Genomic DNA, 25,807 nt, shown 5'->3' with positions numbered 1-25,807 from the left:
CGCCGGACTCCATTCAATATCAGCAAAGCAACAGGAAACATCATGTCCTATCTAGTTCCTTCCGAGTTCGTCGCCAAGATGGTGGATGCGGGCGAATCGAAGCTTTACATGGCGACCCGCGACGTCCTGATCCGCGCCTTCATGGCGGGCGCCATCCTGGCGATCGCCGCGGTGTTCGCCGTCACCGTCACCGTGCAGACCGGTTCGCCCATCCTGGGCGCGGCGCTCTTTCCCGTGGGCTTCTGCATTCTGTATCTGATGGGCTTCGACCTGCTGACGGGCGTGTTCGTCCTGACGCCGCTGGCGCTGTTCGACAAGCGCCCGGGCGTCACCGTGAACGGCATCCTGAAGCATTGGGGCCTGGTGTTCGTGGGCAATTTCCTGGGCGCGCTGACCGTCGCCGTCCTGATGTCCATCGTCTTCACCTATGGCTTTTCGGTGCCGCCCAACAAGGTCGGCGAGGTCATCTCGCACATCGGCGAAAACCGCACGCTGGGCTACAAGGAATACGGCGCCGGCGGCATGCTGACCATCTTCATCCGCGGCGTGCTGTGCAACTGGATGGTGTCGCTGGGCGTGGTGGGCGCGATGATCTCCACGTCCGTCAGCGGCAAGGTCATTGCCATGTGGATGCCGGTCATGCTGTTTTTCGCGATGGGCTTCGAGCACTCCATCGTCAACATGTTCCTGTTCCCGTCGGCGATGATCCTGGGCGGCAATTTCTCGATCATGGACTACATGATCTGGAACGAGATCCCCGTGGTGCTGGGCAACCTGATCGGCGGCATCTCGCTGACCGGTCTGACGCTTTACACCACGCACATGAAGACCGCGCCCAAACGCCGCTTCAACTGAACGCGCGCTTTTCATGGACAGCTACGCGCCCGGCGCCCTCGCCGCCTCCTTGAAGGTGGCGGTGGGCCAGCACACGGAGCCGGGCGTCAAGCCCGTCAACCAGGACTTCCACGGGCTGTGCGTGCCGGGCGAGCCGCTGCTGGGCGCCAAGGGCATCGCGATCGCGCTGGCCGACGGTATCAGCAGCAGCAACGTCAGCCACATCGCCAGCGAAACCGCCGTGGCAAGCTTCCTGGAAGACTATTACTGCACCCCCGAAACCTGGTCGGTGAAGAAATCGGCGCAGAAGGTGCTGAGCGCCGCCAATGCCTGGCTGCATTCGCAAAGCCGGCAGCGCCACGGCCAGGACCAGGACCGGGGCTACGTGTGCACCCTGACCGTGATGGTGCTCAAGGCGACCACGGCGCATATCCTGCACATCGGCGACGCCCGCATCTACCGCCTGCGCGACGGCGCGCTGGAACAGCTTACCGAGGATCACCGCGTCTGGGTGGCGCACGACAAAAGCTATCTGGGCCGCGCGCTGGGCCTGTCGCCGCACCTGGAAATCGACTATCACACCCAGCCCGTGGAGCTGGGCGACGTGTTCCTGCTGGCGACCGACGGCGTGTACGAGCACCTGACCGAACAGGACTACCGGGACACCGTCGCCGCGCATCCCGACACGCTGGACGATGCCGCGCGCGCGCTGGTGCGGCTGGCGCTGGAACGCGGCAGCGACGACAACCTGACGATGCAGATTGTGCGCATCGACGCCCTGCCCGCGCGCCAGGCCAGCGAACTCGCGCAGTATTCCGGCAGCCTGCCCTGCCCGCCTTTGCTGGATGTGGGCCAGGAATTCGAGGGCTTTCGCATCACCGGCGAATTGCGCGCCAGCAGCCGCAGCCACGTCTATCTGGCGCGTGACATCGCCAGCGGCGACACGGTCGTCATCAAGATCCCGTCGCTGGACCTGCGCCATGACCCGGCCTACCTGGAACGCCTGCTGACCGAGGAATGGATCGCGCGCCGCATCGACAGCCGCCACGTCGTGCGCGCCTGGCCGCGCACCCGTCAGCGCCGAACGCTCTACACGGTCAGCGAGTACATCGAAGGCCGCACGCTGACGCAATGGATGGCCGCCAACCCGCGGCCGGACCTGGAACCGGCCATCGAGATCATCGAACAGATCGCGCGCGGCCTGCAGGCCTTTCACCGGCTGGAGATCGTGCATCAGGATCTGCGGCCGGACAACATCATCATCACGCCGGACGGCACGGCAAAGATCATCGACCTGGGCTCGACCCGCGCCGCCGGCATACAGGAGCAGGCGCAGGCCGACGGCGAGCCCATGCCCGTCCTGGGCACCGCGCAGTACGCCGCGCCCGAGTACTTCCTGGGCGAGGAAGGCACCTCCCGGTCAGACATCTATTCGCTGGCCGCCATGCTCTACCAGATGCTGTCGGGCCGGCTGCCCTATGGCGCCGAAGCGGCACGCGCCCGCAGCCGCGCGGCGCAAATGCGGCTGAACTACGTTTCCGTGCTGGACCGCGACCGCGAGATTCCCGTCTGGATCGACAGCGTGCTCAGCCGCGCCCTGCATCCGGATCCGCAGGCCCGAACCCCCGAGCTGTCCGAATTCACCTATGCGCTGCGCCATCCGGCCGACGCCGCCGGCCGGGGCGAACGCCTGCCCTTGCTGGAACGCAATCCCGTGGCCTTCTGGAAGGGACTGTGCCTGGTCCTGGCCATCACGGTCGCCGTCCTATTGTTCAAATCTTGAGTACAGGTGTGCATGCCATGAATCCTAATGTATGGCTGATCGGCGCCGGCCCCGGCGATCCCGAACTATTGACGCTCAAAGCGGTGAAGGCGCTGGGCCGCGCCGATGTCGTCCTGGTCGATGACCTGGTCAATCCGCAGGTCCTGGACTACTGTCCGCAGGCGCGCCTGGTGTACGTGGGCAAGCGCGGCGGCTGTCGATCGACGCCGCAGGAATTCATCCAGCGCCTGATGCTGCGCTATGCCCGGCAGGGTTTGCGCGTGGCGCGCCTGAAGGGCGGCGATCCCTGCATCTTCGGCCGCGGCGGCGAAGAGGCCCAATGGCTCAGCGACCACGGCGTGGCCTGCGAAATCGTCAATGGCATCACCGCCGGACTTGCCGCCGCCACGTCCTGCGGCATTCCCTTGACGCAACGCGGCATGGCGCAGGGCGTTACACTGATTACCGCTCATTCACGGGATGGCACGACGCCAGACTGGACCGGCCTGGCACGCAGTGGCACCACGCTGGTTGTCTACATGGGAGTCGCTAAACTGCAAGACATGAGCAGCCAATTGCGCGCGGCCGGCATGGCCGCCGACACCCCCGTCGCCATGATCGAACGCGCCTCGCTGTCCGATCAGCGCGAATGCCGTTCGACGCTGGCCGCCATGGAGCGCGACGCCGACGCCTTCGGCCTGCGCAGCCCGGCCGTGCTGATCATCGGCGAGGTCGCCGCCTGCCAGGTCCTGGGCGCCGCCGACGCGCCGCTGCCGGCGCTGTCCCCGTTCGAACCCTCGCTGCGCCGCAGCGCCTGAATCCGGAACCTTCATGGCCGAACGCCACATGCCGCCACCGCTGCGTTTTCTGCTAGCCGCCCGGCGCAGCGAACTCCAGGGCCTGGAAGCGCTGGCGGGAACCTGCGAACTGGTGGTGCACATAAGCGCCCTGGTGCATGCGCTGCAAAAGGAGCGCGGCTACTCCAGCCTGACGCTCTGCGGCCCGGCGGAAAGCCTGCCACAGCACCGCCTGCTACAGACACTTGCCGGCCTGAGCGCGGAGGCCACCACTGTCGAATCGGATGCGCGCGGCTTTCTCGACGGCCTTGCGGCCGACACGGGGCATGGCCGTGGCAAGGCCCGCCTGCTCAATGCCATCGCGTTCGCGCTGTTCCGCCTGGACGAACTGCCCGGCTTGCGCCGCCAGGTCCGCGACCAGTCGATACCCGCGGAAGACGCGGACGCGCGCTTCACCCAAGTGATCGGCAGCCTGCTGGCGGTGGTGTTCGAAGCCGCCGACTCGGCGCTGGATCCCGGCGTCACCCGCATCCTGGTGGCCTTGCTGAACTTCATGCAGGGCAAGGAGCTTAGCGGCCAGGAACGCGCCTGCGGCGTGACCGGGTTCAGGGCGGGTTTTTTCACGGACGCCCAGAAGGCCCGCATGCTGGGCCTGGCCGCCAATCAGGGGCGCAGCTTCGACATCTACGCGCAGTACGCGGACGGCGACGCCCTGCAGCGCTGGCAAGCCATCCAGCAACAGGGCCAGCCGGTGCAGCGCCTGCGTGAAATGGCGCAGCAGACCGTCGACGCCCAGCCCGTGGACGGCGCGCTGGCCGAGCTGTGGTTCGACCTGTGCACCGCGCGCATCGACGCGATGCGGGACGTCGAACGCCTGCTTGCCCAGGCGCTGGCGCGCCAGTGCGAACACCGCATCGCCGAAACCCGCCAGGAGCTGGACGACCGCCGGCTGCTCCTGAGCCGCTATGCCGACCACGCCAGCGGCCGCGCGCCCAGCATGGTGTTCAGCATGCAAAGCCGGCTGGTGGACACCGCGCCCCGGGACGGCGTGGGCAGCGAACTGGAACGGTCGATACTGGACATGATGCGCGAGCAGACGCTACGCATGCAACGCACGGACGATGCGCTCAGCGCCGTGCGCGGCGCCCTGGAAGAAAAAAAGCGCATCGACCGCGCCAAGCTGCTGCTGATCAGCCAGTACGGTTTGACCGAGCAGGCCGCGCACGAACGCCTGCAGCGCGCCGCCATGGACGGCGGCGTGTCCGTGTCGGACGTGGCGCGGCAGGTCATCGGCCAATTGGCCGGCAACTGAGCGTCCTTCCACCCTAGCGGAACACCCGCTGGATCAGGCTGACCATCACCCCGCCCAGCGCCACCGCGGCCAATATCCTGAAGTGATCCAGATTGGCCAGCAGCGCCGCCTGCTGGCTGACCATCTGCCCGATCTGGGCCGCCGCCATGTCGCGTGCCTGCGCCGGATCGGCCACGGCCGAAAAATATTGCGTCAACTGCGCCAGCGCCGCCTCCAGGCGCACATTGCCCGCCACCAGGCCGCGCCGCAGCGCGTCGTCGTGCCGGGACGCAAACCACTGCTGCCCTACCGTGGCCACCATGATGCCCAGCGCCTGGCCGATCTGCGCCAGCATGTTCTTCACCTGCTGCGCATGCGCGAAAACCGCCGGATCCCGCGTGAGGCCCGTGAACGTCTGCATGGCGGTCGTCGGCATGACGATCATGATGAACACGCCATAGCACGCCAATGCCGGGAACACGTCGGTCCACAGATTGGCCGTGGGCGTCAGCCGCGACATGAGCGCCCCGAATGCGGCCAACGCCAGGAACCCCGCGACGAAGAACTTGCGCGGCGACGGCCAGCGCGGCAGCAGCTGCGACATCGCCGCGAACGTCAGCACCCCGGCGCCCAATCCCAGCGCAAGGAATTGGCCCGCGGTGGACCAGGGATGACCCAGCGCGCGCTGGATCATCTGGGGCACCAGATAACCGTTGGCGCCCAGCATCAGGTAGCAGAGCATGAAGAGCGCCAGGCCGCTGAGGAACCGCGCCTCTTTCAGGCCGCCCAGCTTCAAGAGCGGCGCGCCGTTACGCGTTTCGGCGCGCACGAAATAGGCCAGCGCCGCCAGCCCCGCCGCCGCGTACAGCAGCAACAGCCAGCGGTCACTGAAGAAATCGTAATAGGACCGCTGCAAGGCATGCAGCAGCAGAAAGCTGCCCAATCCCAGCGCCGCGACCGGCACGAAACGCGCCTGCCCCGCCACCGTGGCCGTGCCCTCCCTGCCCGGCATGGCGATCGCCACGGGAATCATCGCCAGGATAGCCAAGGCGGCGACCAGCCAGAACATCAGCGGCCATCCGTGGTGTTCCACCGCCACGGATGCGAGCCATGGCGCCAGCGCCGTGCCTGTGCACAGTCCCGTGGCCAGCGCCTTGATGCCGTGAAAGCGCGCCGGGCCGGGTGGAATCAGATTCACCGTCAGCCGCGACGACGTCAGCATCGCCGCGCAGCCCACGGCCATCAGCACGCGGCCCAGCAGGAACCCGGCCTGGCCGCGGGACAGCGCGCAGACGGCCGCGCCCGCCGCCGCTGCCGCAAGCGACGCCAGCAGGTAGCGCCGCAACCCCAGGTGATGCACCAGCCAGCCCTGCAACGCAATCAACACGACCGCCACGCAGGCATAGATCACGGCGATGGTCGTGTATTCCTCCGGGCTGGCGCCGATCTCGCCCATGATGGGCGCGGCGGCGAACGTCGCCATGCCGTTCTGCAGGAAGTCGATGAAGGTCAGCGCGCCGATGACCAGCAGCAACGCGATGGGGGGTTTGGGGTGGGACATGAGCGATCTGGCGTCAGGCCGAAGCCGCGCATCGAGACACGGTAATGGCGGAGGGGAACGGGATGTGCATGGTGGCGGTGGGTTCTATGCCCAGGCTGTATATGCCTAGGCAGATAAATAATTAAAAAAAAGCAGACCGAAGAATCAGTCCGCCCTGGCATTGATCAGGATGCGTGATAACAGCTTATGCAGCGTTTCGGCATCGGCTTCCGAGAACCCGTCGAGCAGCCGGCGGATCGCCACTTCGGTCGCCTGACGCGCCTGCGGGAAGGCGGCCTGGGCCTGCTCGGTCAGTTCGATCAGCGAGCTGCGGCGGTCCGTTGCGTTTTCGACGCGGCGGATGAATCCCTTGGCCTCGATGCGGTCCAGCAGCCGCGTCATGGCGCCGGAATCGTAGGCCAGCACGCGGCAGAAATCGCTGAGCGTGCGGCCCCATCCCTTGACGATGCAGTTCAGCACCACGTATTGCTGAACGGTGATCTGCAAAGGCGCCAGTTCGCGCTCCAGCGCCTCGTGGATGCCGTTGCGCACGGAGGTCACCAGGAAGCCGAGCTCGCCGGTGCAAAACTCGTCCAGCACGGAGGGGGCAGCGTTGCTCATGGTGGACCTGGCGCGAGGCGTTGGAGGACAAGCCCGCATATTAGCTGCCTAGGCAGCTACATGGCAAGCCCCCTTCGCTTACCGGGGGCCGTCGAAGGCGCGTATGGGCGGCAAGGCGCCGTCGAAACGCTCCACTTGCACCGCCGTGAGCTGGCCGCTGCAGCCCTGCGCCAATGACGAGGTGCCCACATCGCGGGTCAGGATGTTGGGATTGCCGTGGCCGCACAGCGCCACATTGCCGTCGGCGTCGTCCACCGGGTCGTACCAGGCGCCGGTGGGCAATTGCGCCACGCCCTGCATGACCGTTGCGCTGAGCGTGGCGCTGGCCAGGCAGGCGCCACGCGCATTGAACAGCCGCACGATGTCGCCCTCGGCGATGCCCCGCGCCTCGGCGTCCCGCGGGTGCAGGGTGCAGACTTCCCTGCCCTGCCGCTTCTGGGCCACGCTGTGCGCGCCGAAATCAAGCTGGCTGTGCAGCCGCGTGGCGGGCTGGTTGGCGACCAGGAACAGCGGATAGGCCGGCGTTGGCGCATCTTGCGGCGCCAGCCACGCGGGGTGTCCCGGGCAATCCGCGTAGCCGAAGCCGGCGATGGCAGGCGAGCTGATCTGCACTTTGCCGCTGGGCGTGGGCAAGGGCTTGCCGGCGGGATCCTGGCGGAACGCGCGCAAGATGCCGCCGTCATCGTCCTGCTGCGGCAGGGCCAGCTCGCCCTGTTCCCAGAATTGGTCGAAGTCCGGCGCGTAAAGTCCCTTTTCCTGCAACGCGGCGCGCGTCTTCTCGTAAAGGTGGCGCAGCCATTGGCCGCTGCTGCGCCCTTCCGTGAAGGCCTGCCGCGTGCCCAGGCGTTCGGACAGGTCCGCGAAGATGTCGTAGTCGTCGCGCGCCTGGCCGTTGGGCGCCGCGATGCGGTGCATGGCCACCAGCAGCGGGTCGGTCGGCGCGCCGCCGATGTCCTCGCGTTCCAGCGTCATCGTGCACGGCAGCACGATGTCGGCATGGCGCGCGGTTGCGGTCCAGCCGATCTCATGGACGATGAAGGTGTCCAGCGTGGCGAAGGCCCGGGTCAGCCGCTTGAGATCCTGATGGTGATGAAAGGGATTGCCGCCCGCCCAATAGGCCAGCCGGATGTGGGGATACGGCATGCGCTTGCCGTTGTAATCGAAGGGCGCGCCGGGATGCAGCAGCATGTCCGAAATGCGCGCAACGGGGATGAAGGCCTTCACGCCATTCACGCCCTGCGGCAAGGACGCCACAGGCACCGCGTTGCTGCGCTTGCCGTAGTGGGCCAGCGTGCCCAGCGCGTAGGCATAGCCGCCGCCGGGAAGGCCCAGTTGGCCCAGCGCCGCCGCCAGCACCGCGGCCATCCAGACCGGCTGTTCGCCGTGCTCCGCGCGCTGCAGCGAATGGGCCACCGTGACCAGCACCCGCTTGCCGGGCAAGAGGCGCGCGATGTCGATGATCCGGTCTTCCGGCACGCCGCAGATCGGCGCGGCCCAGGCCGCGTTCTTGGGCTGGCCGTCCTGATGCCCCTGCAGATACGCCAGGAAGCCATCCCACCCTTCGCAGTACCGCGCCAGAAAGGCCTCGTCGTGCTGGCGGTTGGCGACCAGTTCATGCGTAAGCGCCAGCATCAACGCCACATCGGTGCCGGGCACGCCCTGCACCCAGTCCGCCTTCGCGTCGTCCGGAAAGTCCGACGCCAGCGGGCTGATATTGATGAAGCGGCAACCGCGCGCCGCGGCCTGCCGCATGGACTCCCGTTCGATGTGCCGGCTGATGCCGCCGCTGGCCACGCGCGAATTCTTCAGGGCCATGCCCCCGAACGCGAGCACCACGTCGGTGTGTTCGACGATCTGCTCCCACGTGACGTTGCGCCGCGCCACATCGTCCATGCTGCCCAGAATATGCGGCAGGATCACGGCCGAGGCGCCGGCGCTGTAGCTGTTGACCGACCGCACGTAACCGCCCAGCGCGGTGTTCAGGAATCGGTGCACCTGGCTTTGGGCATGGTGGAAGCGGCCCGCGCTGGACCAGCCGTAGGAACCGCCGAAGACCGCTTCCGGGCCGTGCCGTTCCTTGACGCGCCGGAGCTCGCCGGCCAGCAGGTCCAGGACCTCGTCCCAGCCGACCTGCACATAGCCATCGCGGCCGCGGCGCGCGTCCGGACCCGGGCCATTTTCCAGCCAGCCGCGCCGCACCATCGGCGCGGTCACGCGCACCGGATGGTCCAGCGCGTTGATGAAATTGTCGATCAAGGGATTGGGGTCCGGGTCGCCCGGATGCGGCTGAACGTCCAGCGCGCCGTTCTTCCAGGCGGCCGAGAACACCCCCCAATGGGCGCTGTGGGGTTTACGGCCGGTGTCCGGGCGGATCGGGCGGGAGGTGGCGTGATCCATAAGGGCTCAGGCTTCTGGGCCGGTGGCGACCGGGGCGCCGGCTTGCGCGCTCCATTCGCTCCACGAGCCGGGATAGAGGGCCGCGCCGGAGAGGCCGGCGATTTCCATGGCAAGCAGATTGTGGCATGCCGTCACGCCAGAGCCGCACTGGTGGACCACATCGGCGGGGGAACGGTCGCCAATGCGCGCCTGGAAGTCCTGGCGCAGGCGGTCCGCCGGCAGGAAGCGGCCGTCGGCGGCCAGGTTGTCCCGGAAGAAGCGGTTGCGCGCCCCCGGGATGTGGCCGCCGACCGCGTCCAGGGTTTCGTTTTCGCCGCGGTAGCGGTCGGGCGCGCGCGCATCCAGCACCAGCGGGCCGTCCGCGCCGCGCGTTTCCAGCAACTGCGCGTAGCGCAACGTGGCCAAACCGCCGTCGCGGGCCCGCAGGTTGCCGGGCGCGCGCGCCATCGGCGCATCGGTGGTCAGCGGATGGCCCGCTTCCCGCCAGGCGCCCACGCCGCCATCCAGCACCGCCACCGACTGATGGCCGATCCAGCGCAGCAGCCACCACAGGCGCGCGGCGTACATGCCGCCGGCATTGTCATAGGCCACGACCTGGGTGCCGTCGCCGACGCCCAGCGCCGCCAGCGCCCGGGCCAGCGCGCCGGGGTCCGGCAAGGGATGTCGCCCGTTGGTGCCCGTCTTCGGGCCGCTGAGCGTGTCTTCCAGATGCACATAGGCCGCCCCCGGAATGTGGCCGGCATCGAACTGGCGCTGGCCCGCCGCGGGGTCCGTCAGCTCGAAGCCGCAGTCCAGGACCCGGACCTGGTCCGCCTGCGGGCCGGCCAGGGCCCGGGCCAGTTCATCCGCGCTGATCAGGGTGGTGTGCATGCGTGATCCCGCGCGCGTATCGGTCCTGTTCTGCAACATGAAAAAGTCTCCGTGATTAAGGTGGGGAATATCGCGCCTATTGCCCGATCTGCTTGAGCAGGCTTGGGGTGGCGGCCTTGCGGTAGTTGGCGATGTCCTGCACGATGTACTGCTTGAACTGATCCAGCGGCAGGTCGCGCTCCATGGCGGCGTCCTTGCGGATCGCGTTCTGCACCGACGGGTCCTTCAGCGCGCGCGAGAGATTGTCGGACAGCACCTTCAGCACATCGGGCGGCGTGCCGGCCGGGGCGGCCAGGCCATACCACTGCGTCATGGTCATATCGATGCCCAGTTCCTTGAAGGTGGGCACGTCCGGCAACACCGGACTGCGCTGGCTGCCGGTCAGGGCAAGCACGCGCAACTGGCCCTGCTGCACCTGCGGCACCAGCGGCGACGCGGTCGCGAAGAACATGTCGATCTGCCCGCCCATCATGTCGGTGATGGCGGGGCCCGATCCCTTGTACGGCACGTGCAGCAGCTTCAGATGGCCCAGTTCCTTGATCGTCTCCATGCCGATGTGGGCCGCCCCGCCGGTCCCCGTGGAGGCGAAAGTCATCTCCTTGCCCTTCGCCGAACCGATGACTTCCTGGGCCGTCTTGAAGCGCGATTGCGTAGCCACGAACAGGCCATGCGGCGCCTCCAGGATCAGGCCGACCGGCGCGAAATCGTCGGGCACCTTGTACGGCAGGCTCTGCGGCTTGAGCGCGGGCGACACCGCCAGGTTGCCGCTCATGGCCAGCAGGATGGTGTAGCCATCCGGCGCGGCCTTGGCCACCAGGCCGGCGGCGATGTTGCCGCCTGCGCCCGGCCGGTTCTCGACGATGACGGTCTGGCCGATCGTCTTGCCCATGGCCGTGGCGATGAGACGGCCGTACAGGTCGCCCCCGCCGCCCGGCGGAAAGCCCACCACCAGCGTGATGGGCCTGGCGGGATACGCGGCGTGCGCCGCGCCGCCCGCCAGGGCGACAAGGCCCAGCGTCACGGCGGCCGCGGCGCGCAGGGGCCGCCGAACGATCAGGTTCATGAAGGGAATGCGCATGGTGTTTGTCTCCTGTATGTTTTTATCAGGCTGCGGTCAGGCGGCGAGCCATCCCGCCTGTTGCCGGCCTACGACCCGGTCCACCGAGGCGGCGCATTGCCCCAGATAGCCCGCCGGATCGGTCAGCCTGCGGATTTCATCCGGCCCCAGCAGGTCGGCCAGCTTTTGATGCTGACTCAGCGCCTCTCCAAAATCCAGCTTGTGCGTGATGCCGTGCATGGACGCTTCGTAGATCCATTCATGCGCGGTCTGCTTGCCCACGCGATCCGACAGTTCCAGCATGACGTGTTCCGACAGCAGGTAGCCGCGCATGCGGTCCAGGTTCTGCGCCATGGCGTCCGAGTCCACCCGCAGCCCGGCCAGCAGGTTCTTGGCCTGGAACAGCATGGCGCCCGCGATCAGGCAGCATTCGGGCAGCGCCTTCCATTCGATCTTCCAGGCCACGCCGTCGCGCTCGCCTTCCTGCACCATGCCCTCCAGCATCAGCGCCGCGCTGGCGCGCAGCGGCCGGCACAGGCCCGCCAGGTTCTCGGCGGAGGTCGGATTGCGCTTGTGCGGCATCGTGGACGACCCCAGCTTGCCCGACGAGAATGCCTCTTCCACCTCGCCGAACTCGTTGCGCTGCATGTTGAATAGCTCGTTGCCGATCTTCGACAAGGTGGCGCCCAGCATCGCCAGCACCAGCGCGTATTCCGTGTAGCGGTCGCGCGCCGGCGCCCAACTGACGGGCGGCGTGCCCAGCCCCAGCTTGGTCAGCGTGCGGCGTTCGACCTCCTCGGCCTGCTCACCCAGCGACGCCTGGCTGCCCACGGCGCCCGCCACCATGCCCACCAGCACGCGCGCCTCGCATTCCTTTAACCGGTCATGGTGACGCGACAACTCGTCCAGCCAGACGGCGCACTTGTGGCCGAAGGTGATGGGCAGCGCCTGCACGCCATGCGTGCGCCCGGCCATGGGCGTGTCGCGGTGGGTCTGGGCCAGCCGCGCCAGTTCCTGGCCCACCGCCACGGTGTCGCGCAGGATCACGGCGTGCACTTCCTTGAGCTGCAGCGCCACGCCGGTGTCGACCACGTCCTGCGTCGTGGCGCCGTAGTGCACCCATTCCCCGTGGTCCGCGCCGCAGCGTGCCTGCAACTGCTTGAGCGCCGGCACCAGCGAATGCTTGATGCGCCGGATCTCCGCCGACATCTCGCCGATGTCGATATTGGCCACCTTGGCCTGGGCGCGGATTTCCTTGGCCGCCGCCGCCGGGACGATGCCCAGCTCGGCCTGCGCGTCGGCCAGCGCCGCTTCGAAGTCCAGCCATTTCTGGATGCGGTTCTCTTCGGAAAAGATGGCACGCAACTCTTCGGTGCTCCATAGGTGCTGGAGCGATTGCATATCAAAAACGGATACGGACATGACGCGGATTCCTGGGTTGAATGAAAGGGCTGGTTATTGAGAGGACTGGGTTAGAGAGGGCTGGGTTGGAGAGCGCTGAGTCAAGAAGGCTCACGGACGGGACGCGGCAACAGACGGCCCGGATTGAAGGTCCCGCGCGGGTCAAGCGCCTGCTTGATGCGCTGCATGACGGCGACGGATACTGCGGGTTTGAATTGCAGAAAGGCATCCTGCTTGAGCCGGCCGATGCCATGCTCGGCGGAGATGGATCCGCCCAGGCTGGCGGCCGCGCCGTGCACCACGTCGTGGACCGCATCGGCCCGCGCCAGGAAGGCGGCGTCGTCCATGCCCGCCGGTTTGCTTTGGTTGTAGTGGAGATTGCCGTCGCCAACGTGGCCGAAGCAGACAATGCGGATACCCGGCATCAAGGCCTCCAGCCGCGCGCCCGCCAGCGCGATGAAATCGGGAATGCGGGATACCGCCACCGAGATATCGTGCTTGATCGACGGGCCGTCCAGCCGCTGCGCTTCCGGGACGTGCTCCCGCAGCGCCCACAGCTCGTGCGCCTGGCGGCCGGACGCCGCGATGACCGCGTCGCTGACACCGCCCTCTTCCATGGCGGCTTCGAGCACGCCGTGGACGGCGGGTTCGGGATCCATCAGCGCGGACGTCTCGGACACGTCGAACAGCACGGCCCACGGGCCTTGCCCGTCCAGCGGCTCGCGCATGCCGTCCAGCGGATGCGCCAGCACCTGGACCAGCGTCTGGCGGCCGATGAGCTCGAACGCGGTGACGCGTTCACCCACCGCGTCGGTCAGCCGCGCCAGCAGGTCCACGGCCGCCAGCGGCGTGGGCACCGCCGCCCAGACGGTCACGACCTTGCGCGGCTGCGCATAGAGCTTGAAGGAAGCGGCGGTCACCACGCCCAGCGTGCCCTCGCCGCCGATGAAAAGCTGCTTCAGGTCATACCCGGTGTTGTCCTTGCGCAAGGTGCCCAATTGCGCCAGCACGCTGCCGTCCGCCAGTACCACTTCCAGGCCCAGCGTCAGGTCGCGGGTGTTGCCGTAGCGCAGCACCTGTTCGCCCCCCGCGTTGGTCGACACCACGCCGCCCACGGTGGCGCTGCCCTCGGACGCCAGCGACAGGGCGAACAGCCGGCCGGCGGCGGCGGCGGCCTGCTGGGCAGCCAGCACCGTGCAGCCCGCCTCCAGCGTGATGCTGTTGTCCAGGGGATCCACGCTGCGCACCGCCGTCATGCGGTCCAGGCTCAACACCACTTCCTGGCCCGAGACGTCGGGGGTGGACCCGCCCACCAGGCCGGTGTTGCCGCCCTGCGGCACCACCGCCACGCCCGCGGCGGCGCACAGCGTCACCACCCGCGCCACCTCCTGCGTGCTGGCTGGACGCACCACGGCGCGCGCGGATCCCGGAAAATTGCGGCGCCAGTCCGAGGTGTAGCGGGCGGTATCGCCCGGCACGGTCAAAACGTGGGCGGGTCCGACTATGGTGGCCAGCGCCGCCGCGAAGGCATCGATGTGATTGGGCATAATGCTTCGGTTCGCAGGGCCGGATGCGATCTCCCGGCATTGCGTCACGCGTGTCTCCTGGTCGAACATCAAGCTGGCGGTTCCTTGCTCGGGTAGCCAACTTGCGTTTCATTGATTAAAATTAGTTTTATTGAACAAAACTATAGGAAGCATTGGAAACCGTGTCAAGCCAGAATTCCCCTAAGCCGCCCGCCGGCGTGCTCGAACGCGGCATCTCCATCCTGGAATGTTTCAACGAGGACAGCCCGCGCCTGTCGCTGCGCGACCTGGCGGAGCGCACGGGGCTGGACAAAGCCACCCTGCTCCGCCTGTTGGCCGTGTTCATCAAGGCGCGCATGATCCATCGCTACGACAGCAGCACCTATGCGCTGGGACCGGCGCTGCTGCACATGGGCATGCTGTACCGCGACACGTTCGACCTGGGTTCGCGGCTGCAGCCGGTGCTGCGCGCCGTCATGGAACAGACCGGCGAGACCGTGGCGCTGTATGTGCGCAGCGGCGATGACCGCATCTGCCTGTACCGCGAGAACACGTCCAAGGAAGTGCGCCACCACGTCGAAGTGGGCAAGCGGCTCGGCCTGAAGGACGGCGGATCGTCGGCGCATGTGTTGCGCGCCTTCACCGGCGGCGACACGCCGCTGGAACGCGACATCCACGAAAAGGGCTACGCCATGACCCGGTCCGAACGCGTGGCGGAAATGGCGTCGGTGGCCGTTCCGGTGTTCGATGCCGACGACACGTTCGTGGGCGCATTGGTGGTGCTGGGCCTGGCCTCGCGCCACAACGAGGCGGCGCAGCTCAAGGCGGTGGAGATCGTGCGCCATGAATTGGGGCAGCAGGGCTTTCGCACCTGTGCGCCGGCGGGGTGGACGCCGAAGACCGGCGCCTGAGCGGCTTCGGGTAGACCCGCCCGAGACCGGCTCCTGCCCGGCTTCAGGCAGACCCGCCCCAGAGCGGCGCCTGACCAGCCGTCGGGCGGCCCCGCCAAACCTCGCATCCCGGCCCTAGGCGCGGGCCCCGAACAGCGCCGCGCCCGGCACGCAGACGGCGTCGTCGTAGGCGGGGTCGGTAAACCGCTCGCACCACGCCACGATCGCGGCGGCCGTTGCATCGTCCATCGCGGGCGCGAAGGCGCGCATGCGCGCCTGCAGCGCGGGCCAGGTGTAGGGATCTTCGGGGTCTCCGCGGCGCAGCTTTCTCAGTGCGCTCAACCGGCGTCCGTCCTTGAGCGCCAGCGTCACCCGGCAAGGCCGCAGGCGCGGGAATTCCTGCTGGAACAGATCGCTGGTGCGTACGGTGATGCGCCGCGCCAGCGCCAGCAGGTCTGGCGCGTCCAGGTCCGGGGATTCCATGTCGTCGATGCCCAGCTTGCCCGTCAGCAGCAGGCGCGCCACCACGTACCGAAGGCTGAAGCAGGTTTCCGCGGGCTTGACGGGCCAATCGACCCCGGCGATCTTCAACGCATGGGTGAAGATTTCCACGTCGACGGATTCGATGTCCTCGGGCGCCGGTGCATGCAAGTCCAGCAACTCGCGGGCAGCGTCCAGCGGCGTGAAAAGCTGTGCGCAGCACGGCCAGGCCTTGATGGTGGCGGTGTTCAGGCGTTCGGGGGCATCCAGCCCGCCGTCCAGCGCATCCAGCGGGCCGTCCCCCGCCAGCAGGCGGTATAGCCCGCGCGAACCGGTGGCGAAACGCCGCGCGCCGGGCAGCCCCGCGCGCGCCGCGTACGCCGCGGCGAGTCCGTTGCGCACGGCGAACGCCGGATGCAGGGACTTGGCCTCATGCGCGCCGTCGTCCACCAATTGCCATAAGCCCGCGGACTGTGTCGCGCCGATGCCCAGCGCATCGTGCAGGGACTGGCCCTCCAGCCCCAACGCCACCGCAGCCGATGCCGCCGCCCCTACGGCGCCGGCCGTCGCCGTGGCGTGAAAACCCGCCGCGTGGCCCGTGCCCAGCGCCTCGCCCAGCCGCAACGACACCTCATAGCCCGCAATGACCGCGTCGGCCACCTGCCGCTGGGTCATGCCTGCGCCTCCCGCCAGCGCCAGCGCGGGCGTGACCGACACGACGCCCGGGTGCAACATGGCGGCGCGGTGCGCGTCGTCGATTTCACGGATGTGCGCAACCGCGGCGTTGGCGAACGCCGCGCCGTTCACGGTCATCGCCGCGCCGCCGAAGACCGGAACGTCTCCCGGCCCGGGATGGCAGTCGTGGCCCAGGCGGCGGTAGCTTGCGGCGGCGTGTGTGCGCGCAGCGGACCAGCCGGCGGTGAACCAGTCCAGCAAGGCCTGCGCCAAACGCTGGCGCGTGGCCGGAGATATCGGACGCCGTTGCAGGGCGGACAGATGCGCAACCAGCGTGGTCTCAGGGAAAGTGGACATAATTATCGTTTCATTGAATGGAATTAATTTTATTCAACGAAACAATACAGCATTACAAGCGCTGGCTGGGAATAAATCGCAAACGGCGGTCCGGCAACGTCTCTATATCCAACCGGCGACGTACGGCGGGCGCTGCCGCCCGGACCGCACGCCGCCCACTGCGCTCAATACCTCCACGTCGCCTTGACGGACCCACCCGAACTGCGCACCCGATCCGAGGCCACGGCGTCATATTGCAGCCGCACGTCGAAGCCACCGCGGCTGCTCAGTTGCACACCGACCGATGCCTGCCCGAAGACGCGGCCCGTATCCAGCGTGGTCTTGAAATCCGGGCTGCCGGCGGGCGCCGCGGCGAGCTGGGCGCGGGAATCCCATTTGTCCGTGCTGGCCAGCGATACGCCCACATTCACAAACGGACGCGCCGTGTAGCCGTTCTTGAAGTCGATCCGGCCGCCCACTTCGATCCCCGGACTGAGCAGTGCCGTCAGGTTGTCGGCGCTCTTGATGTTCAGGTTGGACGTCCCCGCGCCCCGTTCGCTGTACCCCGGCATGCTCGTGTAGATCAGGTCCAGATTGGCGTAGGGCTTGATGTAGGCCTTGTCCGTCGCGTAGGTGTACGACGCGCGCAACTGCTGGCCGATCGACCAGACCTTGGAATCGCTCTTGGCCTGCGCGCTCGTCAGTCCGACGGTGCGCTGGTTGTCGTACGCGCCGTAGCTGCCGTAGGTGGCGCCCGAGAAGGTCCAGGGACCGGTTTCGTACTTGAGCACGGCGCCCAGGTAGCCCGTGTCGCCCTTGCTGCGGATGCGGCTGTCGTCGGTACGGATGGTGCTGTTCTCGTAGGCCCCCGAAAATCCCAGGATCCAGCTAGGCGCAATGCGCTTCTGGGCGCCAAGCTGATAGGACATGGACTCGGACCTGGTCGACGATGTTCCGCGTCCCGCATCCAGCCGGGTCGTCTTGTCGGTGATGCGGCCCCACGTGCAGTCGCCTTCGGAGGTCTGCGCGTCCTTGCCGGAAAACCACGGGCAACTGAACAGCGAATCGCCGAAGCCCTTCATGGCGCCAGTTGCCAGCGCGGCGGGCGCGGCGGATGCGCCCGGCGACAGGTCGCTCAGCGCGGACGAATAGCCGGATGCGCCGCCGGCGGCCGCATAGTCGAGCTGGGCGTACAGCGCGCCAAGCTCCTCGTTGCTGCCGCGGTCCCAGATATTCTGCAGATGGTTGCCCATTTCACGCAGATTGGATCCCACGCCGTACTTGCTCGACAGCGCATTGAAATTGGCATTGCCCACCGACACCGACGCCGTCCGGGGCGTGTAGCGGGCATTGAAGTCGAACAGGTCCGACGCGCCGCCCACGGCCGCATTCGGCGTCAGGGTTCCAGCTTGCATGAAGGTCAGTTCCCGGTTGGGCATCAGCGTCAACGCATCGATCTGCACGCGCCCACCCAGCCGCGCCGCGCCGTCGACCGAGATCGTATCGACCTGCATGTTGGAAAAGTCGGTGTTCACATGCAGCGCGCCGGCCGCGCCCTGGTTGAAGTCGTTGGTCACGCGCATCTGGCCTAGCTGCGAGCGCGAGCCGATCAGCACGGCCCCGTCGTTGAAGACCGTGCCCTTGATGATGGCGGCGTTGAGCAAGGTGCCGGTATTGTTGACGACGCCGACCGCGTCGCTGTTGTCGGCGGTGAGGATTTGCGAACCGGAGATGGTCCCCGTGTTGGTGACGGTGGTGACGCCGTTGCGCGTCTGCTGCACGGCGACGGTGGAGTCGATCCAGCCGCCGACAGTGACGGTGTTGCCGACCGAGCCGCCGTCCAGCCATACGCCGACGCCGTTCGGGTCTCCCGTCATGGTCTGAAGCGTGCCGTTGATGGTCAGGGAAATAGGCGACGCCTGGGAAATATTGCCGTCGCTCTGGGCAAAAACGCCGACCGGGTTGCTTCCGTAAACCAACAGTTGGCCACCCGTCTGCGTAAACGTGATGCTGCCCGCCTTAGAACCCCCGCCATTGGCGTGGTTGTACACCGACCCCGCGAAGCTCCCCTGCGTGGTGCCTCCCAGGCCGCCCCCATCCGCGATCGACTGCATGATGACGCCGTAGCTGTTGTCGCCGGTGGCCTTGATCCGCATGGAATTCAGATTCAGCGTGATGTCTCCGCCGTTGGCGCTGGTGGCCCCCGATCTGGCCTGCCCGCCGCCCTGCCACCCCATTTGCAGCGAAGACGCCGCGGGATCGCCCGCGATTCCGCCGCCGCCCCCGATCGACTGCAGCACGATGCCATGCGCCGCGGAGCCGAGAGTCCGCATATCTAGATAGTCGTCCATCTGGGACGTTCCCGAAACGGCGTTCAGGGTGACATTGACGGCGCCGCCCGACGCATCGTTCGCGTTGCTTTGGCCCGTGTTGTCGATCGTCGCCGAACTGATGTTGGCCGCCTGGCCCGCGTAGGCGATGCCGCCCCCGCCGCCGATGGACTGGCCGACGAAGCCATAGGCGCCATGGCCGGTCGTCGCCGACAGCAGCGAGGAATTCACGGTGACGTCGCCGCCGCCGCTGGCGCTACCAGTGCCGCCGCCGCCGAACTGCAGGATCAGGCTGGAGCCCTTGACGGACACGCTGCTCCCCATGCTGGCGGTGCCACCGCCCCCGCCAATGGATTGCAGCACCACGGCGTGAGATCCGGTTCCATGCGTCAACGCCCCGACCAGGCTGCCCGGCGCATTCATGTTGATGGCGCCGCCGCGGCCGCCATTGCCGCCGGTTCCATTGACGCCAAGCAGCAACGACGGCGTCGTGGCGGTCTTGTAGGTGACGTCGGAAGAACCATCGGCGCCTTGGCCGCCGCCGCCGCCGATCGACTGCGCCAGCAGTCCGTAGGCCACGTTGCCCAGGGTGGCAAACTGGCCGGCGTCCAGCACGCTGTACTTGCCGTTTGCCTTGCCCTGCATGTTCAGCGTGATCAGGCCGCCGTCGCCGGCCGCGCCGCCCGTGCCGCCCACGGCGATCTGCACGGCCGCGTCGCCCTTGGCGCCCTTGGCGGTGGCCGACCCGCCCACGCCGCCGCCGCCGCCAATGGACTGCACCACCATGGCGTCGGCAAGCTCGCCTTGCGTCGCGGTGAGGCCGGCGTAGTTCACGGTAACCGCGCCGCCATTGCCGCCGCCGCCGCCCTTGCCGCCCACCGCGACCGACAGCGAGTACGAGCCTAGATTCGTGTCGTTCGAAGGAGGAGGCGGAGGAGCGTCGGGATTGTTCCCGCCCGAGGGATACGACGAAGGCCCCGCCGAGGCATCCGAGCCCGCGGATCCGCCCAGGCCGCCGCTGCCGCCAATGGACTGCAGCAATAGGCCGTCCGCATCGTTGCCCCAGGTGATGATGGTGCCGTTGTCGGTCAGCGTTATCGTGTCGCCGCTGCCGCCTCCGGCCCCTTTTTCACCGACAGAAACATTCACCGATGCGCTGAAACTGGTGGTGGCGGAGGCAGCCGTGTCGCCGCCGCCGCTGGAAAATGGCAGTCCCAGGTCCACGGTGGCGCCCTGCGACGCGCCGCCGCCGCCGCCGATCGATTGAAGCAGAACGCCGCGCGAACCCGAGCCGAAGGTGGCGATGCGGGCGCCCGGGTCCAGCGTCGCCTGGAGCGGTCCGCCTTCGCCGCCGGCGCCGCCCTTGCCGCCCACGCCGACATTCACCGTGTAGGACTTGCCGCTGGCAATGCCGCCGGATCCACTGCTGCCGATGCCCGCATTCCCGCCGCCGCCGCCAATGGATTGCCCCATCAGCGCATTGGAATAATCGCCGTAGGTCGTGATCCGGGCGGTGTCATGGAGCTGCAGGTTGACCAGCGCCGCGTCGCCCGTCACACCGCCTTGGCCGCCGACGGCGGTATCGACATTGACCGCCACGGCGGTGTCTTCGATCGTGACGGTGCGGCTCATGGCCTTGGAGTCTCCGCCGTTGCCGCCGCCGCCGCCAATGGACTGCGCCATCACGCCGTGCGAGCCTTGGCCGTCGGTCTGGACCGCGCTGGTGCCGGACAGCGTCACATCCACTTCGCTGCCGTCGCCGCCCGAGCCGCCCGAAGCGCCTACGGCCACCGCCGTTCCAATCGCGAAAGAGGTGCCGTCGGGAATCGGCGCTTCCAGCGCGATGCTCTGCGATGCCACGCTGCCTCCGTTGCCGCCGCCGCCGCCGATCGACTGCGCAAGAATGCCGTAGGAATCCGTCTGGTCGACCGCCTTGGAGCCGGGCGCGGCCGGCGGCCGGCCGTGGGTCAGGCCGGCTGTGCTGACGCTGGTGTTGTCCAGCGTCACGCTGACCTTGTTCGCACTGCCTCCCAAGCCGGCGCTGCCGCCTACCGTGACCCCCAGGCTGAATCCCAGGTTCACATCCAGCGACTGGGCGGTGCCGCCGCTGCCGCCGCCGCCGCCGATCGACTGGGCGACGATGCCCGCCGCGCTGGCGCCGTTGGTCGTCAGGGTCGCCCCCGAGGTCTGGACGGTCACCGTATTGGCCCATCCGCCGCTGCCGCCGGCCCCGCCAATCGCCAGGGACACGGTATCCAGCACACCCAGCTGCGACGCCGAGCCGCCGCTGCCTCCGCCGCCGCCGATCGACTGGGCGAGCAGCCCCGTCGATCCATCGCCCACGGTACCCAACACGCCGTTGTTGTTGACGGTCATGAAGACCACGCCACCCGAGCCTCCCGCCCCCGCGCTGCCGCCCAAGGTCGGAATCGGCGCCGCGGTGGTGACGCCAAATGCATCACCGCCATTGCCGCCCCCGCCCCCGATCGATTGCGCGACCGCGCCGTAGGCATACCGGCCCGACGTCTGTTGCGTGCCGTCCGCGTGTACCGTCACCGAGTCGCCGTTGCCGCCGGAACCGCCGGTGCCCCCGATGGACAACAGGCCCGCCGTCGTCGCGGCGCTGCCGCCGCCGCCGCCGATCGATTGGCCGAGCAGGCCGATGGCCGCGTCGCCCTGGGTACTGACCAGACCCGTATTGGTCACGGTGACCCCGCCGCCGCTGTTGTTCTGCGAGGCGGACACCGATCCGCCAATGGCGATCAAGCCGCCAGCGGCGCCCGCCGCGCCGCCGCCGCCGCCGATGGATTGGCCGGTCATGCCGGTGGACCCATAGCCGTTGGTCCTGACGCTGCCCGCGTTGGTGACCGACACCGTGCCGCCGCCGCCGCCGGCGCCGCCGTCTCCCCCAAGCGCCAGGAGCAGCCCCGCACCGACGCCGCCAGTGCCGCCGCTGCCGCCGATCGACTGCGCCAGCAGGCCATAGGCATGCTGTCCCGTGGTGCTGATGGCCCCCGAGGTGGAGATCGTGGAGTCCGTGCCCGATCCGCCATTGCCGCCGTTGCCACCCGCCCCGGCCAGGCCATCGGTGAAGTCGGTGCCCGTGCCTCCGCCCCCGCCGATCGATTGCGTCACGATACCGGCGGCAAAGTCGCCGATGGTGGTGACGGACGAGTAGTTCAGGGTGGTCGCGAACGCGGTCCCGGCATTCTGGCCGATGCCGCCCTGCGAGGTGCCCGTGCCGCCAAATCCGCCGACGCTCTGCGCCAGGAGGCCATAGGCCGCGAGGCCGTTGGTCGACACCGACGAGGCCTGGGCGGGCGTGCTGCCCGAGTAATCCAGCGAGACGCTGACATTGCCGGCGTTCCCGCCGTTACCGCCATCCGTACTATGGTCGGTGGCGTTGCCCTGGCCGCCGTTGCCGCCGCGTGAAAACCCCACCACGCCGGCCACGCCATCCCCGGCCGTGCTGACCTGCGTGTTGTTGAGCTGGATGGTGACGCCGCCCGCATTGCCGCCCGCCCCGCCGCTGGCGCCATGGGACTCCTGATTGCCGCCGACCCCGCCTCTGGACAGGCCCAGCACGCCTGCGCTGTTGCCGCTCAGGCCGGGTCCGCCACTCGCGACCACCAGGGTTTTCGCGCCGCCCGCCGCCGAGCCGACATTGACCTTCACCTGCCCCGTATTGCCGCCGTTGCCGCCGGAATCGTCGGAGTAGTCGCTGAAGCCGCCCGTGCCGCCGAAGCTGCGGGCCATGATGCCCACCACGCCGTCGGACGTCGTGGTCCCGGGTATGGTCGTCCAATAGACGGAAACATTGCCCAGATTGGTCAGGGTCACGTCACCCGCGGAGCCCGCCTGGCCGGCGGGTGAGCCATCCGTGATCTGTCCTTTTGCGTAATTGCCGGTGCTGCCGCCGAAACTCTCGGCCGCTACCGCCCAGGCCCGGACGCTGCCCAGCAAGGGCGTACCCGCGGTTCCCAGGGAAACGGAGGCATTGTTGGTCAGCGTGACCGTGCCGGCGTTGCCGCCGTTGCCGCCGTAGTGGTCGATGGCATGGGATTCCGGCGGGCCGCCATTGCCGCCCGCGCTTTCCGCATAGACACCCATCGCGCCGCTTGAATAGCTGGCATTGGTACCTGACCCGAGTGTCACGGCGTTGTTATTCGTGAGCGTGACCGTGCCGCCCGCGCCGCCGTTGCCCCCCTCGTTGTCGCTGCTGGGCTTTTGCGGCAGGCCGAGTCCCCCGCGGCTGCTGCCCCGCACGCCGATGGCCATCTCCGTGGCGATTCCATTGATATTCATCGACACGCTGCCGTTGTTGGTCAGCGTCAGGTCATAGCCTTGGCCGCCGTTGCGGTCGGTCTGGCTGCCTTGCGTGCCCTGTATCCCTTGGCTGAATATCTCCACGCCCACGGGGTTGGCGCCGTCACTCAGGACGAGCGTGGCATTGTTGGTGACGTTGAAATTCTGATCGCTGTCGGTCAGGGTCACCGGCGCGGTCAACGTCCCGCTGTCGTTGTTGCAACTCATCGGGTTGTAGCCCGTGCAAACCAGCGATTGCTGCGCCACGGCGCCGGCGAGGGGAAACGCCGAACACCACGCGGCCAGGAACAGCCGGCTTGCGTAGTTCAGCCTGGGCTGCGTGGCGGTACTGGGTGTGTTCTTGCGGGCCTGACGGTGTGCGGTCTTTGTCGATTTCGATCTGTTCTGCATTGTCGCGCCATGAGTGAGCTGACCGACACGCAACAAATACGCACAGCCAAGAGTCCGCCCGGGCGGGGGTGCCCAGAGCCTGGCCGAGAGTAGCAGTTCGAAAGTACTAGTACATCCGACTTTAGTCGTAGTCCCGAAGACCCGCGCGGATGGGGGAAGGTGGGCGCCCACGGCGCCGCGTCAGCCGATTCCGATGCGCCTGGCCGCCTCGCGAAACAGCGCCTGCGCGTCCGGCGTCAGGCGGAACGCCGTCAGCAGATCATCAACGCGATACGACGGCGCCGCCTTGCGCAGCAGCGGCAGGAAGCCGAGCGCCTCGTCGATCCGGCCGGCCATCGCCAGGCAGCAGGCGGCGATCGCCAGGATGTGCACATGCGCGTTGGGACGCGCGGCTGCCTTGACTGCCCAGCCGGCGGCTTCGTCGAGCCGGCCCAGGCGGACCAGCGCCAGCGCGCGCACGGCCAGCATGCCGAACAGCAGCGGGTCGAAGGGGCTCAGATGGCGGGAATAATCGGACGCGCCGATCGCCGCTTCGGCGTCCCCCGACTGGCAGTCCACGAAGCCCAGCGTGTAGTGCCCCAGCGCGAAATTGGGGCTCAGGTCCACCGCGCTGCGCAATTCGGTCAGCGACTGGTCCTGGTTGCCGCGCAGCCACAGCGCCCGGCCCATGGCCCAATGCGCGGCCGGATCACGGTCATCGGCGATCAGGCCCTGCCCGGCCGTCTCGAACGCCAGGTCGATGGCCGGCCCTTGCTCGCCCCAGCGTTGGAACGCCGTCTGCCAGTGGGTAAAGGACAGGCCCGCGTAGGCGCGGGAGAACGTCGGATCCAGCCGTACCGCCATCTCGAAGAAGTGCCGCGCCTGCTCATTGTCCGCATGGTTGAACCGGTACATGTGCCACAGGCCCCGGTGGTGCGCCTGCCACGCGTCCAGCGAAGTCGGCGGCGTCAGGATGGCGCGGTTGCGCTCGGCGGCCTCGATCTCGATCTCGATCGACGCCACGATCCGGTTGCCGATCTCGTCCAGCGTCAGGAACGCGTCGTCCAGTTTGTGATCGAAGACGTCCGTCCACACGATGCGGGCCGTCCTGGAGTCGACCAGTTGAACGTCCACGGCGACGCGCTGGTCCTGGCGCCGCAGCGATCCGCTGACGACGTAGTCCACATTGAGCGTGCGGCCCGCCTCCTCCGGCCCCACGCTGCGCTGGTCCAGGGCGAAGACGGTGCCCTGCGCGATGACGAACAGGCTGCGCAGCTTCGCCAGCCGGGTGATGATGTCAAAGGCCAGGCCGTCCGCCAGCCCCCCGCGCACGCCCGCCTGCGCCGACCGGTCCACGAACGGCATGACCGCGATCGACGCGCGGCCCGCCCGTTCCACCGCATTGTCGGCGGGGCCCCGCGGTGGCGCCGCGTCGGCATCAACCGGGATCTGCGCGGGACTCGCCCGCCGGGACCGGACCTCCCGCCACGCCTCGCGCAACGGCCGCCAGTCCAGCCCCTCGGCCTCGAAGGTGCGCACCGCCGCCGCCAGATGCGCTTCGCCTTCGCGCCACTGGCCGCGAAAGCCCAGCGAATCCAGCAGCAGTTCGTGCGCGTGGCGGTCGAAGGGGGCAAGGTGCAGCCATTTGTCCAGGCAGGCGAAGCTCTCTTCGGAGCCGGACGGCAGGCTTGCGGCCAGGTGCTCCAGCACGGCGGTGTGGCAGGCCCGCAGGCGCCGGCGCTGCGCCGTGAGCCAGCTATTGAAGAACGGGCTGCGGCCGATCTCCAGCCCTTCCAGGAAGTCGCCCACGAACAGCGCCGCAAGCGCGCGCAGGCGCGCCGGGTCCGCCTTGTCGATGCCCTGCTGCATCGCCAGGCCGATGTCGATGACGTCCACCCGGCAATCGGCCAGATCCAGCCGTACCGTGTCCTGCGCCGTCTCGATCCTGCGGCGCCCGGGCTCGTCCAGCAGCGACCTGGCCTTGCTGAGGCACCAGCGCAATTCGCCGCGCGGGTCGTTCGGGATGTCCCACAGCAGCTCGCAAAGATGCGCCCGGTTGACGGCGTGCGGGGCCAGCGCCAGGTAGGCAATAAGCGCGCGCAGCTTGCGCGATGGCGGCAGCGCCAGGGCGGCGCCCGCCCGGCTGACCGTCATGGGTCCCAGCATGCGCACGTGGATGGGCGCGGGACCAAATTCCACCGTGGATTCCACGCCCGCTACCACGCTCGCCTCCACGGACGGTTTCTATCGTAGGCATCGGGGAGCACGGCGCGCGAATGCCTTCGCGGTGCTGGTTGCAATGCCC

15 protein-coding genes are annotated in these 25,807 nt (G+C 68.2%); 5 read left to right on the top strand and 10 right to left on the bottom strand.

Annotation, left to right across the window (positions count from 1 at the left end; translation table 11 throughout):
• Positions 1-42: 42 nt before the first annotated feature.
• The 4 genes from ASE30_RS02705 to ASE30_RS02690 are packed head-to-tail and all read left to right on the top strand — an operon-like array spanning position 43 to position 4,705.
• Entirely contained in the window at positions 43-855 is an 813-nt protein-coding gene (locus tag ASE30_RS02705; protein WP_057282697.1) for a formate/nitrite transporter family protein, read from the top strand.
• Positions 856-868: 13 nt separating this feature from the next.
• Positions 869-2,617: a bifunctional protein-serine/threonine kinase/phosphatase gene (locus tag ASE30_RS02700; RefSeq protein ID WP_057282696.1), complete on the top strand. Its 1,749-nt coding sequence runs from the start codon at positions 869-871 to the stop codon at positions 2,615-2,617.
• A gap of 17 nt (positions 2,618-2,634) precedes the next feature.
• Positions 2,635-3,414 carry a uroporphyrinogen-III C-methyltransferase gene (gene cobA, locus ASE30_RS02695; RefSeq protein ID WP_057283241.1) on the top strand — a complete coding sequence of 260 codons (780 nt, stop codon included), beginning with the start codon at positions 2,635-2,637 and terminating at the stop codon, positions 3,412-3,414.
• Positions 3,415-3,427: 13 nt separating this feature from the next.
• Positions 3,428-4,705, top strand: a complete 1,278-nt coding sequence (locus ASE30_RS02690) for a nitrate regulatory protein (protein ID WP_057282695.1) — start codon at positions 3,428-3,430, stop codon at positions 4,703-4,705.
• A 13-nt stretch (positions 4,706-4,718) separates the two neighbouring features.
• On the opposite strand, the gene ASE30_RS02685 is transcribed toward ASE30_RS02690, so the two are convergent.
• The 7 genes from ASE30_RS02685 to ASE30_RS02655 all read right to left on the bottom strand — a co-directional run bounded on the left by ASE30_RS02685 (position 4,719) and on the right by ASE30_RS02655 (position 14,117).
• Positions 4,719-6,245, bottom strand: coding sequence for an MFS transporter (locus tag ASE30_RS02685; RefSeq protein ID WP_057282694.1), 1,527 nt, complete (start codon positions 6,243-6,245; stop codon positions 4,719-4,721).
• Positions 6,246-6,389: 144 nt separating this feature from the next.
• Positions 6,390-6,845, bottom strand: a complete 456-nt coding sequence (locus ASE30_RS02680; RefSeq protein WP_057282693.1) for a MarR family winged helix-turn-helix transcriptional regulator — start codon at positions 6,843-6,845, stop codon at positions 6,390-6,392.
• A 78-nt stretch (positions 6,846-6,923) separates the two neighbouring features.
• Positions 6,924-9,242, bottom strand: coding sequence for a molybdopterin guanine dinucleotide-containing S/N-oxide reductase (locus ASE30_RS02675; RefSeq protein ID WP_057282692.1), 2,319 nt, complete (start codon positions 9,240-9,242; stop codon positions 6,924-6,926).
• A 6-nt stretch (positions 9,243-9,248) separates the two neighbouring features.
• Positions 9,249-10,112 (bottom strand): sulfurtransferase, encoded by an 864-nt coding sequence (locus tag ASE30_RS02670; protein ID WP_057283240.1) that lies wholly within the window; start codon positions 10,110-10,112, stop codon positions 9,249-9,251.
• Between the two features lie 76 nt (positions 10,113-10,188).
• Complete coding sequence (locus tag ASE30_RS02665) at positions 10,189-11,190, bottom strand: tripartite tricarboxylate transporter substrate binding protein (protein ID WP_057282691.1); 1,002 nt, start codon at positions 11,188-11,190, stop codon at positions 10,189-10,191.
• 36 nt (positions 11,191-11,226) lie between these two features.
• Positions 11,227-12,591 (bottom strand): adenylosuccinate lyase, encoded by a 1,365-nt coding sequence (gene purB, locus ASE30_RS02660; protein WP_057282690.1) that lies wholly within the window; start codon positions 12,589-12,591, stop codon positions 11,227-11,229.
• A gap of 80 nt (positions 12,592-12,671) precedes the next feature.
• Complete coding sequence (locus tag ASE30_RS02655; RefSeq protein WP_057282689.1) at positions 12,672-14,117, bottom strand: FAD-binding oxidoreductase; 1,446 nt, start codon at positions 14,115-14,117, stop codon at positions 12,672-12,674.
• Between the two features lie 161 nt (positions 14,118-14,278).
• Between ASE30_RS02655 and ASE30_RS02650 the strand changes: the two genes are divergently transcribed.
• Positions 14,279-15,007, top strand: a complete 729-nt coding sequence (locus ASE30_RS02650) for an IclR family transcriptional regulator (RefSeq protein ID WP_235515166.1) — start codon at positions 14,279-14,281, stop codon at positions 15,005-15,007.
• A gap of 114 nt (positions 15,008-15,121) precedes the next feature.
• Here ASE30_RS02650 and ASE30_RS02645 read toward each other — a convergent pair whose 3' ends face one another.
• The 3 genes from ASE30_RS02645 to ASE30_RS02635 form a co-directional block, all read right to left on the bottom strand.
• Entirely contained in the window at positions 15,122-16,498 is a 1,377-nt protein-coding gene (locus tag ASE30_RS02645) for an MmgE/PrpD family protein (protein ID WP_057282688.1), read from the bottom strand.
• 164 nt (positions 16,499-16,662) lie between these two features.
• The gene (locus ASE30_RS02640) at positions 16,663-23,523 is read right to left on the bottom strand and encodes an autotransporter outer membrane beta-barrel domain-containing protein (RefSeq protein ID WP_057282687.1); all 6,861 of its coding nucleotides are present in this window, start codon (positions 23,521-23,523) and stop codon (positions 16,663-16,665) included.
• Positions 23,524-23,703: 180 nt separating this feature from the next.
• Complete coding sequence (locus ASE30_RS02635) at positions 23,704-25,701, bottom strand: transcriptional regulator (protein ID WP_235515165.1); 1,998 nt, start codon at positions 25,699-25,701, stop codon at positions 23,704-23,706.
• Positions 25,702-25,807 lie beyond the last annotated feature (106 nt).

Origin of the sequence: Achromobacter sp. Root83, assembly GCF_001428845.1 — a bacterium.
Classification (GTDB): domain Bacteria; phylum Pseudomonadota; class Gammaproteobacteria; order Burkholderiales; family Burkholderiaceae_B; genus Achromobacter.
Note: the sequence above shows the minus strand (reverse complement) of the source record. Positions and strands in the feature narration are given on the sequence as shown.

What these genes read in the sequence shown, in the direction of transcription:
- ASE30_RS02705 (WP_057282697.1), top strand. Translation starts at nt 43, where the DNA reads ATGTCCTATCTAGTTCCTTCCGAGTTCGTCGCCAAGATGGTGGATGCG.
- ASE30_RS02700 (WP_057282696.1), top strand. Translation starts at nt 869, where the DNA reads ATGGACAGCTACGCGCCCGGCGCCCTCGCCGCCTCCTTGAAGGTGGCG.
- cobA (WP_057283241.1), top strand. Translation starts at nt 2,635, where the DNA reads ATGAATCCTAATGTATGGCTGATCGGCGCCGGCCCCGGCGATCCCGAA.
- ASE30_RS02690 (WP_057282695.1), top strand. Translation starts at nt 3,428, where the DNA reads ATGGCCGAACGCCACATGCCGCCACCGCTGCGTTTTCTGCTAGCCGCC.
- ASE30_RS02685 (WP_057282694.1), bottom strand. Translation starts at nt 6,245, where the DNA reads ATGTCCCACCCCAAACCCCCCATCGCGTTGCTGCTGGTCATCGGCGCG.
- ASE30_RS02680 (WP_057282693.1), bottom strand. Translation starts at nt 6,845, where the DNA reads ATGAGCAACGCTGCCCCCTCCGTGCTGGACGAGTTTTGCACCGGCGAG.
- ASE30_RS02675 (WP_057282692.1), bottom strand. Translation starts at nt 9,242, where the DNA reads ATGGATCACGCCACCTCCCGCCCGATCCGCCCGGACACCGGCCGTAAA.
- ASE30_RS02670 (WP_057283240.1), bottom strand. Translation starts at nt 10,112, where the DNA reads ATGCACACCACCCTGATCAGCGCGGATGAACTGGCCCGGGCCCTGGCC.
- ASE30_RS02665 (WP_057282691.1), bottom strand. Translation starts at nt 11,190, where the DNA reads ATGCGCATTCCCTTCATGAACCTGATCGTTCGGCGGCCCCTGCGCGCC.
- purB (WP_057282690.1), bottom strand. Translation starts at nt 12,591, where the DNA reads ATGTCCGTATCCGTTTTTGATATGCAATCGCTCCAGCACCTATGGAGC.
- ASE30_RS02655 (WP_057282689.1), bottom strand. Translation starts at nt 14,117, where the DNA reads ATGCCCAATCACATCGATGCCTTCGCGGCGGCGCTGGCCACCATAGTC.
- ASE30_RS02645 (WP_057282688.1), bottom strand. Translation starts at nt 16,498, where the DNA reads ATGTCCACTTTCCCTGAGACCACGCTGGTTGCGCATCTGTCCGCCCTG.
- ASE30_RS02640 (WP_057282687.1), bottom strand. Translation starts at nt 23,523, where the DNA reads ATGCAGAACAGATCGAAATCGACAAAGACCGCACACCGTCAGGCCCGC.